19 protein-coding genes and 1 pseudogene are annotated in these 15,472 nt (G+C 71.5%); 3 read left to right on the plus strand and 17 right to left on the minus strand.

Annotated elements, in window-relative coordinates; genetic code table 11:
* Nucleotides 1-61 precede the first annotated feature (61 nt).
* The 13 genes from BLS56_RS28580 to BLS56_RS28640 form a co-directional block, all read right to left on the minus strand.
* Nucleotides 62-508 carry a hypothetical protein gene (locus BLS56_RS28580; protein ID WP_091457217.1) on the minus strand — a complete coding sequence of 149 codons (447 nt, stop codon included), beginning with the start codon at nt 506-508 and terminating at the stop codon, nt 62-64.
* Nucleotides 505-1,350, minus strand: a complete 846-nt coding sequence (locus BLS56_RS28585; RefSeq protein WP_175483098.1) for an isoprenyl transferase — start codon at nt 1,348-1,350, stop codon at nt 505-507. Before BLS56_RS28585 ends, BLS56_RS28580 begins: the two co-directional genes overlap by 4 nt.
* Before the next feature lie 850 nt (nt 1,351-2,200).
* Nucleotides 2,201-2,974, minus strand: a complete 774-nt coding sequence (recO, locus tag BLS56_RS28590; RefSeq protein WP_091457220.1) for a DNA repair protein RecO — start codon at nt 2,972-2,974, stop codon at nt 2,201-2,203.
* Between the two features lie 19 nt (nt 2,975-2,993).
* A complete protein-coding gene (locus BLS56_RS28595; RefSeq protein WP_091457221.1) occupies nt 2,994-3,431 on the minus strand; it encodes a CD225/dispanin family protein in 438 nt (145 codons plus the stop codon).
* Nucleotides 3,432-3,522: 91 nt separating this feature from the next.
* Nucleotides 3,523-3,939 carry a DUF2752 domain-containing protein gene (locus BLS56_RS28600; protein ID WP_091457224.1) on the minus strand — a complete coding sequence of 139 codons (417 nt, stop codon included), beginning with the start codon at nt 3,937-3,939 and terminating at the stop codon, nt 3,523-3,525.
* Between the two features lie 2 nt (nt 3,940-3,941).
* Complete coding sequence (locus tag BLS56_RS28605; protein ID WP_091457226.1) at nt 3,942-4,385, minus strand: RDD family protein; 444 nt, start codon at nt 4,383-4,385, stop codon at nt 3,942-3,944.
* 1 nt (nt 4,386) lies between these two features.
* Nucleotides 4,387-5,283: a GTPase Era gene (era, locus tag BLS56_RS28610; protein WP_091457316.1), complete on the minus strand. Its 897-nt coding sequence runs from the start codon at nt 5,281-5,283 to the stop codon at nt 4,387-4,389.
* A gap of 16 nt (nt 5,284-5,299) precedes the next feature.
* Complete coding sequence (locus BLS56_RS28615) at nt 5,300-5,641, minus strand: hypothetical protein (protein ID WP_091457228.1); 342 nt, start codon at nt 5,639-5,641, stop codon at nt 5,300-5,302.
* A 70-nt stretch (nt 5,642-5,711) separates the two neighbouring features.
* Entirely contained in the window at nt 5,712-6,047 is a 336-nt protein-coding gene (locus tag BLS56_RS28620) for a cytidine deaminase (protein WP_091457230.1), read from the minus strand.
* On the minus strand, nt 6,040-7,392 hold the full coding sequence (locus BLS56_RS28625; RefSeq protein ID WP_091457232.1) for a hemolysin family protein: 1,353 nt from the start codon (nt 7,390-7,392) through the stop codon (nt 6,040-6,042). The genes BLS56_RS28620 and BLS56_RS28625 overlap by 8 nt, the downstream gene beginning before the upstream one ends.
* Nucleotides 7,393-7,398: 6 nt before the next feature.
* A complete protein-coding gene (ybeY, locus tag BLS56_RS28630; protein WP_091457234.1) occupies nt 7,399-7,947 on the minus strand; it encodes an rRNA maturation RNase YbeY in 549 nt (182 codons plus the stop codon).
* 33 nt (nt 7,948-7,980) lie between these two features.
* On the minus strand, nt 7,981-9,051 hold the full coding sequence (locus BLS56_RS28635) for a PhoH family protein (RefSeq protein ID WP_175483099.1): 1,071 nt from the start codon (nt 9,049-9,051) through the stop codon (nt 7,981-7,983).
* Nucleotides 9,052-9,156: 105 nt separating this feature from the next.
* Nucleotides 9,157-9,507, minus strand: a complete 351-nt coding sequence (locus tag BLS56_RS28640; RefSeq protein WP_091457239.1) for a histidine triad nucleotide-binding protein — start codon at nt 9,505-9,507, stop codon at nt 9,157-9,159.
* Between the two features lie 253 nt (nt 9,508-9,760).
* Here BLS56_RS28640 and BLS56_RS33180 point away from each other — a divergent pair.
* Nucleotides 9,761-10,272, plus strand: a pseudogene (locus tag BLS56_RS33180) (DUF6309 family protein).
* A gap of 278 nt (nt 10,273-10,550) precedes the next feature.
* Here BLS56_RS33180 and BLS56_RS28650 read toward each other — a convergent pair.
* The 3 genes from BLS56_RS28650 to hrcA all read right to left on the minus strand — a co-directional run bounded on the left by BLS56_RS28650 (nt 10,551) and on the right by hrcA (nt 13,519).
* Nucleotides 10,551-11,285: a 16S rRNA (uracil(1498)-N(3))-methyltransferase gene (locus BLS56_RS28650; RefSeq protein ID WP_091457243.1), complete on the minus strand. Its 735-nt coding sequence runs from the start codon at nt 11,283-11,285 to the stop codon at nt 10,551-10,553.
* Nucleotides 11,282-12,433: a molecular chaperone DnaJ gene (dnaJ, locus tag BLS56_RS28655; protein WP_091457246.1), complete on the minus strand. Its 1,152-nt coding sequence runs from the start codon at nt 12,431-12,433 to the stop codon at nt 11,282-11,284. The genes BLS56_RS28650 and dnaJ overlap by 4 nt, the downstream gene beginning before the upstream one ends.
* Nucleotides 12,434-12,496: 63 nt before the next feature.
* A complete protein-coding gene (gene hrcA / locus BLS56_RS28660) occupies nt 12,497-13,519 on the minus strand; it encodes a heat-inducible transcriptional repressor HrcA (protein ID WP_091457249.1) in 1,023 nt (340 codons plus the stop codon).
* A 163-nt stretch (nt 13,520-13,682) separates the two neighbouring features.
* Between hrcA and BLS56_RS28665 the strand changes: the two genes are divergently transcribed.
* Nucleotides 13,683-14,555, plus strand: coding sequence for a bile acid:sodium symporter family protein (locus tag BLS56_RS28665; RefSeq protein ID WP_091457251.1), 873 nt, complete (start codon nt 13,683-13,685; stop codon nt 14,553-14,555).
* 1 nt (nt 14,556) lies between these two features.
* Here the strand turns inward: BLS56_RS28665 and BLS56_RS28670 are convergent, their stop codons facing one another.
* On the minus strand, nt 14,557-14,838 hold the full coding sequence (locus BLS56_RS28670) for a hypothetical protein (RefSeq protein WP_091457253.1): 282 nt from the start codon (nt 14,836-14,838) through the stop codon (nt 14,557-14,559).
* 121 nt (nt 14,839-14,959) lie between these two features.
* Between BLS56_RS28670 and BLS56_RS28675 the strand changes: the two genes are divergently transcribed.
* Nucleotides 14,960-15,391, plus strand: a complete 432-nt coding sequence (locus BLS56_RS28675; RefSeq protein WP_139191050.1) for a permease-like cell division protein FtsX — start codon at nt 14,960-14,962, stop codon at nt 15,389-15,391.
* Nucleotides 15,392-15,472: the final 81 nt, after the last annotated feature.

The raw sequence follows: 15,472 nt of genomic DNA on the forward strand, positions 1-15,472 counted from the left end.
GCCGCCCGTCTGGGTCCAGCGGTGCAAGAGGGTCACCCGCCGAATGATGCCGGCCCGCGCATCACTTGTGGGGACCGCTGGCGGCACTTCGCCCACTGTCCGTTCCCAGCAGCTCGCCGCGCAACTGGGAAGCCGTGGAAACCACCAGCATGAGCAGGGTGCCGAGCGCGGGCGCGGTGAGCCCGTCGGCCGGGAAGGCGTAGCGCAGGGTCACGTCCATCCCCCGATCGGTGTGGACGACGCCGAGCGTGCCGAACAGGCCCTGCCCCGCGCGCTCGGACGCCGACACCGCCAGCGCGGGCTCGTCGGGCAGGTCCCAGGCGACGACGCAGGTCAGGCTGAGGACGATCAGCCCTTCGGCGAGCTGCATGGCCTGCACCGCGCACGGGACGTCGGCGTGCCGGAAGGTGAGCGCGCCGTCGTCGTCGACGCGGACGTCGTGGTAGTGCTCAAGGGCCTCGCGGGCCTTGCTGAGCAGGCTCGCGATGTTCGCCGCCTCCGTGGTCATGCGGGTCCTCCCTGGTTGAGCCGCGCGGCGACCTCGGCCGAGTCGGCTGCCGCGCCGAAGCGGCGGTCGCGGCGGGCGTAGGTCTCGACGGCGCTCCACAGCTGGAGCCGGTCGAAGTCGGGCCACAGGATGTCCTGGAAGACCAGCTCCGCGTACGCGGACTGCCAGAGCATGAAGTTCGACGTGCGCTGTTCGCCGGACGGGCGGATGAACAGGTCCACGTCGGGCATGTCGGGCTGGTACATGTGCCGCCCGAGCGTGCGCTCGTCCACCTTCTCCGGGTTGATCTTCCCGGCCGCCACGAGCCGGGCGACCTCCCGGGCCGCGTCGCCGATCTCGGCCCGGCCGCCGTAGTTGACGCACATGGCGAGGTTCAGCACGTCGTTGTGCTTGGTGCGCTCCTCGGCCACCTCGAGTTCCTTGATGACGCTCTGCCACAGCCGCGGCCTGCGCCCCGCCCAGCGGACCCGGACGCCCATCTCGTCAAGCTCGTCGGTGCGGTCGCGGATGACGTCGCGGGAGAAGCCCATCAGGAACCGGACCTCCTCGGGGCTGCGCCGCCAGTTCTCCGTGGAGAAGGCGTAGAGCGAGAGCCACTTGACCCCGATCTCGATGCAGCCGCGCGCCGCCTCGACGACCTGGGCCTCACCGCGCTTGTGCCCCTCGATCCGGGTGAGTCCCCGCTGGTTGGCCCAGCGGCCGTTGCCGTCCATCACGATCGCCACGTGCTTGGGCACGAACTCGGCCGGAATCGCGGGCGGACGCGCGCCGGAGGGGTGCGGATCCGGGGGCGCGATCGGCCGCCCCGCCTCACGCCTGCTGATCCGCCGCCGTCGCAGCACCACACACTCCTTCGCATCCCGGGACTTGGCACGCCGACCCTACTGACCCGCCCGGCCCAACCGACGCGGCACCGTGGCCTAACCCTTCTGGCACTCCATCATCCCGGACCCGCCCACCCCGAGACGCCGGTTATCCACATACCCACGATTCATCCACAGATTTCGCGCACCCCTTCCACCAGCCCCGGCACCCGATAGACTGGAGCGGGGCGGTCCCCCGGGAAGGGTGGGCCATGCCGTCCGCGCGCGCGAGCGGCGCTCACCAGTGGTGGGCTGGTTTGGCGAGGCGGTCGGGCGAGGCGGTCGGGCGAGGCGACTGGGGGGCGGGGCGGTCTAGTCAGGCGGCTGGGGAACGCGGCTCAGCAGGTCGGGCTGACCAAACCGGTTGGGCGGGACTGGTCTGGGGCAACGGCTCAACGGACGGGACAACCAAGCGGTTGAGCAGGACGGTTTTCAACCTGAGCGGACTGACCACGCAGTCAAGCGGCACGGTGCCGGGCAGGACCTGGCCAGGTAGTCAAGCGGCGCAGTCCAGCAGGACGGGACGGCCACGCGATCGAGCAGCGCAGTCCAGCAGGACGGGACGGCCACGCGATCGAGCAGCGCAGTCCAGCAGGGCGGGACGGCCACGCGATCGAGCAGCGCAGTCCAGCAGGGCGGGACGGCCACGCGATCGAGCAGCGCAGTCCAGCCAGGTGAGCCCGGCAGGCAGTCGGGGGGCGACTCGGCAGGGCGGGCCGCCAGGGGCAGGGCGGGGCTAGGCATCCGCGGCACGACGGGCACTGCGACGCGAGCCGTCAGACAGCGCCCATGGCGGGGAGGGGCGAACTGGCCTGGCACCGCCTGCGGGTTAGTCGGGGTCTGCGGGCGGTGTAGGCGGGCGGGGGTCGAAGGGGCGGCGTTCGACCAGGGGGAGGGAGCGCAGTTGGCGTTCCAGGTGCCATTGGAGCAGGGCCGCGACCAGGCCGCTGGTCTCGCGGCGGGCGGCGTCGGTGGCGCGTTCCGCGGTGTCCCAGCCGCCGGTGGCCAGGGCGTTCATCAACGTCAGGGACTCGTGGGCGGGGCTGGCGGAGCCGGGGGGCTTGCAGCGGGGGCACACCGAGCCGCCCGCTGGGACGCTGAAGGCCCGGTGGGGGCCGGGGTCGCCGCAGCGGGCGCATTCGGTGATGGCGGGGGACCAGCCCGCGAAGGCCATGGCGCGGAGCAGGAACGCGTCCAAGACCAGCGACGCGTCCCGGTGGCCGTCGGCGAGAGCGCGCAGGGCGCCCGCCACCAGCAGGTAGAGGCGCAGGACGGGTTCGCCCTCTTCCGCTGACATGCGGTCGGCGGTTTCGAGGACGGCGCACGCCGCGGTGTAGCGCTGGTAGTCGTGGACCAGGCCCGCGCCGAAGGCGTCGAGGGTGTGCACCTGGGTGATCACGTCCAGGGTGCGGCCGGTGTAGAACTGCACGTCCACATGGGCGAACGGCTCGACCCGGGCGCCCAGCCGCGACGTGGTGCGGCGGACGCCCTTGGCCACCGCGCGGACCTTGCCGTGTTTCTGGGTGATCAGCGTGATGATGCGGTCGGCCTCGCCGAGCTTCTGCACGCGCAGCACGACCCCCGTGTCGCGGTACAGGCTCACCGGGTCATTCTCGCACGCGCTATAGCGCCGCCAGGCCCACGATCAGGAAGATCAGGGCGGTCACACAGCCCAGGCCGCCGAGGATGTTGCCGATCAGGCAGATCGTCTTCGTCGTGTTCGACGCCGACTCGGCCATCTGGTAGTTGCCCTGCATCTTGTACTGGGTGACCTCGTTCGACTTCATGATCGCGAGAATCCCGAAGATCAGGCCGCCGATGAAGATCGTGGCGATCGCCCAGCCCTTGTAGTCCGGGATGGCGTTGATGTCGCCGTAGCCGGGCTGGCCGTACCCGTAGCCGGGCTGCCCGTAGGGGGCGGGCTGGCCATAGGGCTGCTGCCCGTACGGCGCGGGCTGGCCGTAGGGCTGCGGCTGCTGGCCGTACGGCTGGCCGTAGGGCGGCTGGCCCTGCGGTGGCTGCTGGCCGTAGGGCTGCGGCTGGCCATAGGGATTGGTCACGTTGGTCCCCCTCGAACACCGACTCAGTGCGCGAGAGCGTAACGGGTGCCGCCGACAGACTCGCCGGGGATGTCCGCAACCGCGGTCGCGCTCACACGTACAGCCCAGTGAAGGGCAGGTTCCTGGCCGCGAACCACAGCGCCAGCACGGTGACCGCCGCGTGCGGCGCCCACCGCCAGTGCAGCCAGCTGCGCACGTGCCTGGCCCGCACCCGGCCGACCGCCCAGGCCACCGTGCTCCACGCGAACAAGACCAGGAAGACCAGCGACACCGCGTTGTAGTGCAGCGCGTCGAGCAGGCGGCCGTGCAGCAGGCTGTAGACCATCCGGAACCCGCCGCAGCCGGGGCAGCAGATCCCGGTGAGCGCCTTCGTCGGGCATTCCGGGAGCCAGCCGCCCGGGGTGGTCGGATCAGCCAGCGCCACGGCGACGCAGCCAGCGGCGGCGGCGCCGACGAGGGCCAGCGGCGGGCCGAGGGCGGCGGGCAGGGACCGGCGGGGAACGTACACGGCTACGCGAGGATGACGACCGTGCCCGCCGCCCAGTCGTGCAGGCCGCGCAGGCGGCGCTCGTCGTAGGCCGCGGTCAGGAAACAGATCAGCGGGAACACCCACAGCACCGCCGCGCGCACCGCCGCCCGCTTCCAGCCGGGCTGGTCGCCGGTGGCGTCGTGGGCGATCTCCACGCCGAGGATCTTCTTGCCCGGGGTGGTGCCGCGCGCGCCGACCAGCGTGGTGTCGTAGACGAACCCGACCAGCGACACCGCGACGACGATCGCGACCGCGCGCAGCACCGGGTCGGTCAGCCCCGGCAGGGACAGCACCGCCAGCACGGCGGGCACGCCGACGACCGTCGTGTCGATCAGCCGCGCGCCGACCCGGGCGCCGAGAGTGGCCAGCGGGACGACGCCGCGCGCGCCGACCGCGACGCGCTCGATGTCCGGTCGGTGCTCCATTTCAGAATCCCAGTCGGCGCAGCTGCTTGGGGTCGCGCTGCCAGTCCTTGGCGACCTTGACGTGCAGGTCCAGGTACACCCGGGAGCCCAGCAGCGCCTCGATGTGCTTGCGGGCGGTGCTGCCGACGTGTTTGAGCCGCTCGCCGCGGTGGCCCAGCACGATGCCCTTCTGGCTGGCCCGCTCGACGTAGAGCAGCGCGTGCACGTCGATCATGTCGTCGCGGCCCTCGCGGGGGACCATCTCCTCGATGGTGACCGCGATCGAGTGCGGCAGCTCGTCGCGCACGCCCTCCAGCGCGGCCTCGCGGATCAGCTCGGCGACCAGGGTGGCCTCCGGCTCGTCGGTCAGCTCGCCGCCGGGGTAGAGCTGCGGGCCCTGGGGCAGCCGGGCGACGAGCAGGTCGGCGAGGGTGGACACCTGGAAGCCGTCCACCGCGGACACCGGCACCAGCTCCGCGAACTCCATGACCTCTTGCAGCGCAAGCAGTTGCTCGCCCACCTGGTCGGGCGAGACCAGGTCCGTCTTGGTGACGATGCCGATGACCGGGGTGCGCTTGGCGACCTTGGCCAGCTCGGCGGCGATGAACCGGTCGCCGGGCCCGACCTTCTGGTCGGCGGGCACGCACAGGCCGACGACGTCGACCTCGGACCAGGTGTCCCGGACGATGTCGTTGAGCCGCTGGCCCAGCAGCGTGCGCGGCCGGTGCAGGCCGGGGGTGTCGATGATGATGAGCTGCGCGTCGTCGCGGTGGACGATGCCGCGGATGGCGTGCCGGGTGGTCTGCGGCTTGCTGGAGGTGATCGCGACCTTGCTGCCGACGAGGGCGTTGGTGAGCGTGGATTTCCCGGCGTTGGGCCTGCCGACGAAACAGGCGAAGCCGGAGCGATGGCCCTCGATGGTGCTGGTCACCGACTCATTGTGCCTTCCGCGCCCCGGGCGGGGTGATGCGGTGCAGCTCCAGCGTCGCGGGCAGCGGCGCGACCCCGGGGCCGCCAGCAGCGAGCCAGGTGTCGATGTCGTCGACGGCCGCGTCGGTCAGCACGAACCCCAGCCACACCGGTTTCCCGCCCTTGGCCTGCACGACGACGACGTTGGACGTCGCGCAGGTGTCGAGGCATTCGGCGACCCTGACCATGGCGCCGTGCCGGGCGGCGACGTCCTTGATGCGGGCCAGCTGGTAGCCGTGGTCGACGTCGGGGTGCTTCTTCACGGTGCCGCAGCAGCAGTCGCGGCACACGGTGACCCGGACGCTCATAGGACCACCTCACTTGTTCGGTGGCCCCGCGCGCCTGCGCACCGCGTCAATGGTTCACTCGCAAGCTCGCTCACCTGAGCACGTCGATGACAGCGCCGGAGGCGTCGGCGAGCAGCACCGGGGCGGCCTCGGCCAGGTCGCGCACGGCGGCGACCGACGCCGCGTCGACCTCGCCCGCGTCGGTGACCACGGCGGCGGCCTCCAGGCCACCGGCCCCGCTGGACACCGCGGCGGCCACAGCGGCCTGCAGCGCGGTGAGCCGCAGCGAGGGCAGCGCGACGGTGGCCGCGGCGTAGGTGCGGCCGTCGGTGTCGCGGACGGCGGCACCCTCTGCCGCGCCGGTCCTGGCCCGACTCGACCGGGCCAACGTGACGATCTTCGCGTCCTCCGGGTCCAGCTCAGCCACGCTCGCCGCTCCTCTCCCACTCCTGGTCGTCGGCGGCGCCGGTCCGCACGCGCGGGTCGACCGCCCCGTCGGCCTGCGTCGGTCGCACGACCACCGAGGTGATGCGCATCCGGCCGCGGTTGTCCTTGCCGCCCTCGGCCCGGAACCGTAGCCCGCTGATCTCCGCCTCCGCACCCGGCAGTGGCACACGTCCCAACCGCTGGGCGAGCAGGCCGCCGACGGTCTCCACGTCCTGGCCTTCGAGTTCCAGGCCGAACAGGGCGCCGAGATCCTCCACCGGGAGCCGGGAGCTGACCCGGACCGCGCCGTCGGCCAGGTGCTCGACGGGCGGGCGGTCGTCGGTGTCGGACTCGTCGGTGATCTCGCCCACGATCTCTTCGAGGATGTCCTCGATGGTGAGCAGGCCCGCGGTGCCGCCGTACTCGTCCACGGCGATGGCCAGGTGGTTCTTGGAGAGCTGCATCTCGCGGAGCAGGTCGTCCAGGCGCTTGGTGTCGGGCACGAACGTGGCCGGGCCCATGGTGTCGGCGACGGTCTGGGTCTCGGCGGACTCAGTGCGCTCTATCGAAGCGCGGACCAGGTCCTTGAGGTTGACCACGCCGACGATGTCGTCCACGCTCTCGCCGATCACCGGGATACGGGTGTAGCCGGTGCGCAGCGACAGCGCCAGCGCCTGGCGCACCGACTTCGCCTGCTCGATCCACACCATCTCGGTGCGCGGCACCATGACCTCGCGGGCGATCGTGCCGCGCAGCTCGAACACCGAGTGGATCATCTCGCGCTCGTCGGCGTCGACGACGCCGCGCTCCTGGGCCATGTCGACCAGCTCGCGCAGCTCGACCTCGGAGGAGAACGGGCCCTCCCGGAAGCCCTTGCCCGGGGTGATGGCGTTGCCGACGAGGATCAGAAACCGCGACAGCGGGCCGAGCACCGAGCCAAGCACCCGCACCGGGCCCGCCGCGATGAGTCCCACGCCGTAGGGGTGCTGGCGGCCGATGGTGCGCGGGCCGACGCCGACCAGGACATAGGACACCACGGTCATGCCCAGCACCGCCGTCAGCCCGGCGACCCAGCCGGGGCTGACCGAGCGCATACAGACGAACGCGACCAGGACCGTGGCGGCCAGCTCGCAGCTCAGCCGCAGCAGGAGCAGCAGATTGATGTGCCGGGGCCGCTCTGAGACGACCGCCAGCAGCTGCTTCGCGCCGGTGCGGCCCGCCCGGACCAAGCCCTCGACCCGCGCTTTCGACACCGCGGACAGGGCGGCGTCAGCTCCGGCGAAGCTCCCCGCGGCCAGCACCAGCACGACCGCGATGACGAGCAGGCCGAGCGAATCGGCGGACACCCGCGCTCAGTCCTCAGGCCGATCGGGCTCGGCCAGGCCGACCGCGCCGAGCAGCTTGTCGTCCTCGACGCGCTGCTCCGCGCGCCGCTTCGCCTCGGCGGCCGCCGTGCGGAAGTCGGCGAGGATGCGCTTCTGCAGGGTGAACATCTCGCGTTCCTCGGCGGGCTCGGCGTGGTCGTAGCCGAGCAGGTGCAGCACACCGTGCACGGTGAGCAGGTGCAGCTCATCGATGAGCCCGTGCCCAGCGGCGCGCGCCTGCTCCTTGGCGAAGGCCGGGCACAGCACGATGTCGCCGAGCAGCGCGGGCCCGGCCTCGGACGCGTCCGGCCTGCGCGCGGAGTCCAACTCGTCCATCGGGAAGGCCATCACGTCGGTGGGACCGGGCAGGTCCATCCAGCGCTCGTGCAAGTCGGCCATCACGTCGAGTTCGACGAGCAGCACCGACAACTCGGCGAGCTTGCTGACGTTCATCCGGTCCAGCGCGAACCGGGCGGCCGAGACGATCGACGCTTCATCGACCGCCACCCCCGACTCGTTGGCGATCTCGATGCTCACCGGCTCATTGTCCCCACCGTGGTCCGGCCTCTCTCAGCGGCCCTGCCGCCTGCCGCCCGCGCGCACCGGCCCGCGCCGGGTCTCCTCTTCTTCCTCCTGGCTGACCGTCCAGCGCTCGTAGGCGTCCACGATGTCGCCGACCAGCTTGTGCCGGACAACGTCGCCGCTGGTGAGCTGCGAGAAGTGGACGTCGTCCACGCCGTCGAGGATTTCCTTGACCACGCGCAGGCCGCTGCGCTGCCCACCGGGCAGGTCGATCTGGGTGATGTCGCCGGTGACCACGATCTTCGAGCCGAAGCCCAACCGGGTCAGGAACATCTTCATCTGCTCGGGCGTGGTGTTCTGCGCCTCGTCGAGAATGATGAACGCGTCATTGAGGGTGCGGCCACGCATATATGCGAGCGGGGCGACCTCGATGGTGCCAGCCTGCATCAGCCGGGGGATCGACTCGGGGTCGATCATGTCGTGCAGGGCGTCGTAGAGGGGGCGCAGGTACGGGTCGATCTTCTCGTAGAGGGTGCCGGGGAGGAAGCCGAGGCGTTCGCCTGCCTCGACGGCCGGGCGGGTGAGGATGATGCGGTTGACCTGCTTGCCCTGCAGCGCCTGCACGGCCTTGGCCATGGCCAGGTAGGTCTTGCCGGTGCCCGCCGGGCCGATGCCGAAGACGACGGTGTTCTCGTCGATGGCGTCGACGTAGCGCTTCTGGTTGAGCGTCTTGGGCCGGATGGTGCGGCCGCGCCGGGACAGGATGTCGAGGCTGAGCACCTCGGCGGGCGACTCGCCGACTCCGGCGGAGAGCATGGCGACCGTGCGGCGGACGGTGTCCGGGCCGATCTGCTGGCCGCGCCCGGCGAGGGTGGCCAGTTCGGTGAAGACCCGCTCGGCGAAGGCGACGTCGGCCGGGGCGCCGGAGAGGGTGACCTCGTTGCCCCGGACGTGGACGTCCGCGTCGAGCAGGTCCTCGGCGAGGCGGAGGTTCTCGTCGCGCGAGCCGAGCAGGCCCAGCACGGCGCCATCGGGGATGGCGAACCGGGACTGCGCGTCCTCGGCGGTGGTCGGAGTGGCAGAAGGACGGGGGTCTCCCCCCGGTGCGGTACCCGTCACGTGCTCTCGGTCCTGCCTTCTGCGCCACCGCGCTGTTCGGTCGTGCTCAGCCTGTGACTGCGATGCTAGTCCCAGGGACCGACAGCGCGCATCGGTGAAAACGGCTCAGCGGCCGAACCCGCCAAGCTGCTCGCCGCCGAGAACATGCAGGTGGGCGTGGAAGACAGTGCGCGAGGCGTCCTCGCCGGTGTTGAACACGAATCGGTAACCGGATTCCTCGATCCCCTCGATCCGGGCCACTTCCGCGCCCGCGGTGAGGACGTCGGCGAGCAGCTTGGGGTCGCTCGCGGCCAGCTCCCGCGCGTCCTCGTGGTGCTCGCGGGGCACGACGAGCACGTGCACGCGCGCCTGCGGGCCGATGTCGCGGAAGCAGTACACGGTGTCGGTGCTGTGCACGGCCGTCGAGGGCACATCGCCAGCGATGATCTTGCAGAACAGGCAGTCCGCCGCACTCATGCGCACAGGGTAATGGGATCACGGTCACGCGGGGAACGGCGGACCGCGAAACGCCGCCGACACGGCAGCGAAACGGTTTCCCGCCACTTCGGACTACCCGAGATAGATCAGCTTCACCTATTCGGGGAATGACGACCAAGACACGAAAGGGGGATACTCATCGGTCGGAGGACCAGCGGAGAGAATTGCCCACATTCCCGCCTCATTCGGCGTGCGGATGGCGCGGCCGCGGTCCGGTGCGGGGCGGGCGGACATGCGGGTTCTGGAGACGGTCGGCTTCGACGAGGTCGTGCGCCGGTTCACCGCCGTGCACCTGGTCGACCGCGCGCACGAGGCGAACACCGACCGCGACGCGCTGCTGTCGCTGCGGCGCGCCGACGCGCTGTTCACGCGGTGGACGAGAGTCGCGTTAGGACGGTCTGAGGCGCGGGACGTCGTTCTGCCGTGGCACACCGGCGAAGGAGGCGCGATCACTCCCGTCCCCCGTCCGGGCTCACTGTCGCCGACGCCGCGACGCGGCTTTCGGAGATCACTCGCCGCTACGCGGCGCTGTGCCCGACCTGCTGGCGCAAGCTTGAGCGCATGGGCGCGCGGGAGCCGACACCGGTTTTCCTGAGCACACGCGCGATCGGCCGCCCCGGCTACGCGGACCTGCGCGTCCGGGGCGGCCTGGTCCACCTCGACGGACTCCACCGCCTTGTGTCCTGGGAACTGAACACCGTGCTCGCCGACGCGGGAGTGGCGGCGTATGTGGCCGGTCTCTGAGCGCGCGGGCTGGTCCGGTGCTGGACGACGTGCCCGCGTCGCCGTCGCCGAGGCGGTGGTCCTGGCCGCCAACGGCTCGGCCTGCCGCCGCGATCGGCGACAGCGGAAATCCCGGCCGGAAAAGAAGGAAGCCGCGCGGGCGGTGAAGCCTGGGGGTCGCTCCACCGCCCCGCGCGGCGCCGCCGGACCGAGGGGGGAGGTGTCCGGCGGTAGTCGTCGCACGCGTCCACGGCGGACCGTGGAGGCGTTGCCGGTAAAGAATAAACCCTGGTCGCCGGTCAGCGCCAGCGTTCGGTCAGCGCGCCCAGCGCGCCCAGCGCCACCGCGGCGGCGGTGGAGGTGCGCAGAACGGACGGTCCCAACCGGACCGAGCGCGCGCCAGCCGCTTCCAGGGCGGCGATCTCGTGATCAGCGAGTCCGCCTTCCGGGCCGACGACAAGCACGAGGTCACCCGTTTCGGGCAACGCGACCTCCGTCAACGGCGTCGACATGTGCGCTTCGAGCACGAGAGTGGCCGAACTTTCCCCCACGAGGGTGATGAGCCCGGGCAACCCGACGGGGTCGGCCACCTCGGGCACCCAGGGCCGCCGAGCCTGCTTCGCGGCCTCCCGGGCGGTGCTGCGCCAGCGACTGAGAGCCTTCTCACCACGCGGTCCGTCATCCCATTTGGTGACACAGCGGGCCGCGCGCCAGGGGACGACCGCGTCCGCGCCCGCCTCGGTGGCCAGCTCCACCGCCAGCTCGCCCCGGTCGCCCTTGGCCAGCGCCTGGGCGACCACGACGCGCGGCGCGGGCCGCGGCTCGGTCCAGCGGTCGACCACGGTCAGGTCGAGCGAGTCGCGGCCAGCGGCGGCGACCGCGCAGCGGGCCACCGCTCCCCGGCCGTCGGACACCAGCAGTTCCTCGCCGACGCGCAGCCTGCGGACGGCCGCGGCGTGCCTGCCCTCGGGACCGTCGAGGGTGAACGCCGCGGCCGCGGGCAGCGCGTCGACCAGGAACAGCGCCAGGGTCATCGGGTGTGGCGCGACCGCAGCCGGGAGAACAGCCCGCTCGGGCGGCCGTTGGCGCCTGCCAGGGTGTGCTCTTCCTCGCCGCGCAGGGCGGCCAGCTCGCGCAGCAGCTCGGTCTGCCTGGGGTCGAGCTTGGTGGGCACCTCGACCTCGATGTGCACGTGCAGGTCGCCGCGGCCGTCGACGCGGCCGGTGGAACGCAGCCGGGGCAGGCCGCGGCCGGGCAGGACCAGCTCGGTGTCGGGCTGGGTGCCCGGCTCCAGCTCCAGCTCGACGGAGCCGTCGATGGTCTCCAGCGGCAGCGCCGCGCCCAGCGCCGCGGTGGTCATCGGGACCCGCAGCGTGCAGTGCAGGTCCGCGCCCGCGCGCTCGAACGTCGAGTGCGGCAGTTCCTCGACCTCGACGTAGAGGTCGCCCGCCGGGCCGCCGCCCGGGCCGACCTCGCCCTGGCCGGACAGCCGCACCCGCATCCCGTCGGCGACACCGGGCGGGATCTTCGCGGTGATGGTGCGCCGCGCCCGGACCCGGCCCTCGCCCGCGCACTGGCGGCAGGGGTCGGGGATGACCTCGCCGAGGCCCCGGCAGGTCGGGCAGGCGCGCGCGGTGACGACCTGGCCCAGGAACGAGCGCTGCACCGACTGCACCTCGCCGCGCCCGCCGCAGGTGTCGCAGGTGATCGGGGACGTGCCCGCGGCGCACCCCGAGCCGCGGCAGACGTCGCACAGGATCGCGGTCTCGACCGCGATCTCCCGGCTGACACCGGTCGCGCACTCCTCCAGGGTCATCTGGATGCGCAGCAGCGCGTCCGACCCGGGCTGGACCCGGCTGCGCGGGCCGCGGCCACCGCCGCCGCCCGCCGCGCCGAAGAAGGCGTCCATGATGTCGCCGAGGCCGCTGAACCCGGCGAACGGGTCGCGCCCGCCACCGCCGCCGTTGCCCAGCGGGTCGCCGCCCATGTCGACGATCTTGCGCTTCTGCGGGTCCGACAGCACCTCGTACGCGGCGGTGACCTCGCGGAAGCGCGTCTGCGCCGCCTCGTCGGGGTTCACATCCGGATGCAGTTCGCGCGCGAGCTTGCGGTACGCGCGCTTGATCTCGTCGGAGGTCGCGTCCTGCCGCACCCCGAGAGTGCCGTAGTAGTCCCTCGCCACCGTGTCCAGTCCTCCTGCCCCGGGCACGCCGGGGACACATTGTCGTCTTTCGGAAGAGCCCTCTTACTGCCCGAGGATCTCGCCGACGTAGTTCGCCACCGCGCGGACCGCGGCGATGTTGGTGGGGTAGTCCATCCTGGTCGGCCCGACCACGCCCATGCCCCCGAGCAGGGTCGCACGCGTGCCGTAGCCGATGGACACCACCGACGTGCTGCGCATCTCCTCGGCCTCGTTCTCCCCGCCGATGCGCACCGTGATGGTGCCCGGGTCGGCGGTGGCGGCGAGCAGCTTGAGCACGACGACCTGTTCTTCCAGGGCCTCCAGCACCTGGCGCAGCGAGTTGGGGAAATCCGCGGCGTTGCGGGTGAGGTTCGGGGTGCCGCCCAGCACCAGCCGCTCCTCCGGGTGCTCCACCAGCGACTCGACCAGCACCGTGGCCAGCCGCGTCATCGGCTCGCGCAGCTCGTTCGGCGCGGTCTCGGGCAGCTCGGCGACCTTGGCGGCGGCGTCGGTGAGCCTGCTGCCGGACAGGGTCGAGTTCAGCATCGCGCGCAGCCGGGCGACGGCGTCGTCGGACACCACGTCGCCGAGGTCGACCATGCGCTGGTCGACGCGGCCGGTGTCGGTGATCAGCACCATCATCAGCCGGGCCGGGGTGATGCTGACCAACTCGACGTGCCGGACAGTGGACGTGGTCAGCGTCGGGTACTGCACGATCGCGACCTGGCGGGTCAGCTGGGCGAGCAGCCGGACGCTGCGGCGCATCACGTCGTCGAGGTCGATGGCGCCTTCCAGGAAGCTCTGGATGGCGCGGCGCTCGGCGGCGCTGAGCGGCTTGACGTCGCTGAGGCGGTCGACGAAGAGCCGGTAGCCCTTGTCGGTGGGGATGCGGCCCGCGCTGGTGTGCGGCTGCGTGATGTAGCCGTCCTCTTCCAGCGACGCCATGTCGTTGCGCACTGTGGCGCTGGACACTCCGAGGTTGTGCCGCTCGACGATGGCCTTCGACGCGACCGGCTCCTGATTGCTCACGTAGTCGGCGACGATCGCCCGCAGCACCTCGAATCGGCGCTCGTCAGTGCTGACCACCTGCCACCTCCCTCGCGTGCTTGACCCGTGTCGAGTCAAGTTTACGGAGCCACGGGGGTGCTTGGTCGATTCGCCCTGAGATCGACCGAGGGTTGCGCCCGCGTCCCGATCATCTGAATGATGCTCGGATCGGTTCCACCCACGCGGTGTCTGGAGCGGCATAGTGTCATCCCCCCTGACCACGGTGTTCCTGCCGATCGCCCTGGCGATCATCATGTTCGGCCTCGGCCTCACGCTGACGGTGGCCGATTTCACCCGGGTGGCCAAGATGCCCAGAGCGGTGCTGCTGGCGCTGGCCGTGCAGGTGATCGTGCTGCCCGCGCTGTGCCTGGGCCTGGTGCTGCTGTTCGACCTGGAGCCGGACCTCGCGGTGGGGATGATGCTGCTGGCCGCCTCCCCGGGCGGCACGACGGCCAACATCTTCAGCCACCTCGCGGGCGGCGACGTGGCGCTGAACATCACCCTCACCGCCGTCAACTCGGTGCTGGCGATCGTGACGCTGCCGATCATCGTGAACCTCTCCCTCGCGGGCTTCCTCGGCGCGTCGGGGACCATCGGCCTGCAGCCGGGGAAGATGCTGCAGGTGTTCGCGATCGTCCTGGTCCCGGCGGCGGTGGGGATGGCGATCGCGCGCCGGTTCCCGGCAGCGGCCGCCCAGCTGCGCGGGCCGGTGCGGATCGCGTCGATCGTGGTGCTGGTGGCGGTGATCCTGGGCGCGATGTACGCCGAGCGGGCCAACATCGGCCGCTACATCGGGGCGGTCGGCCTGCTGGCGGTCCTGCTGTGCGTGCTGAGCCTGGCCATCGGGTACGCGGTGCCGCTGCTGGCCGGGGTCCCCCGCCCGCAGGCGATCGCCTCGTCGTTCGAGATCGGCATCCACAACAGCGCCCTGGCCATCACCATCGCCCTGTCACTGCTGAACAACGCGACGATGGCGGTGCCCGCCGCGGTGTACGGGGTCGCCATGTCGGTGCCTGCCGGGATCTTCGCCTGGCTGATCAGCCGCCGGAAAGCACCGGTCGCCGCGGTCGCCTGACTCAGCCCTGCCCAGCCCCCCACTCCAGATTCCGCAACGCCGCGGCAGCCGCGATCCGGACAATGGGGTCCTCATGCCCAGCCGCCCCCGCCACGATCGCGGTCGAATCCGGCCCACCGATGAGACTCGCCAGATAGACGGCCTTGCACGCGAGCACCGTCTCCGGTCCCGCGGCCAACTCGGCCAGATGGGGCAGCACGGCGGGCCCGAGCGCGGCGACGTCCGCATAGTCGACCGTGTCCGCGGCCAACCGTCTGCGCATGTCCTGCAAGGTGACCGACATGGGCGCTCCCGGAGTTGGCTGGAAACAGGATGCAGCCAACAAGAGCCCCGAAGACTGCCCCGGATACCCGATTGACGGAAACTCGCCGCCCAGCCACGCCCCACCTGCCACAGTGACGCCCATGATGAGCCCCCGGGCATTCGCGGCCCTCGCGCTGCTGCTGACGGCAAGCTGCACAACCGAGACAGCACCACCCGCTCCCCCACCGCAGGCAGGCTGGGCGCACTGCCGCGACAACCCGGCACAGGTGGTCGTGTACACGAAGGGCGATCCGGAAATGCGCCAGGCCGCCGACCAGTTGCGCGGTGACCCCGAAGTCGGTTCGCTGGCGATTGAGGATCGACTGGCGGCCTACGAGCGGTTCAAGGTGATGTTCAAGGACCAGCCCGAACTGGTGAAGCTAGCCCGCCCAGAGGCGCTGCCCGCGTCGGTCTGGGTGGCGGTCGCCCCCGGTGTGGACCAAATCCGCTTCGCGGACCGGTTGCGGCAGGAACTGACCGTCGAGGACGAGATCGTCGGCAACCCCTGCGAACACCACGACAAGTCGATGTGACCCTCGCTGGCCACCACCCGCCAACCGCCCCTGCCAGGTGCTCAACACGGGCACAGCAGGAAACCAGCCCTCCTGCCAAGC

The organism is Actinokineospora iranica, assembly GCF_900101685.1.
In the GTDB taxonomy this organism is placed as follows: Bacteria; Actinomycetota; Actinomycetes; order Mycobacteriales; family Pseudonocardiaceae; genus Actinokineospora; species Actinokineospora iranica.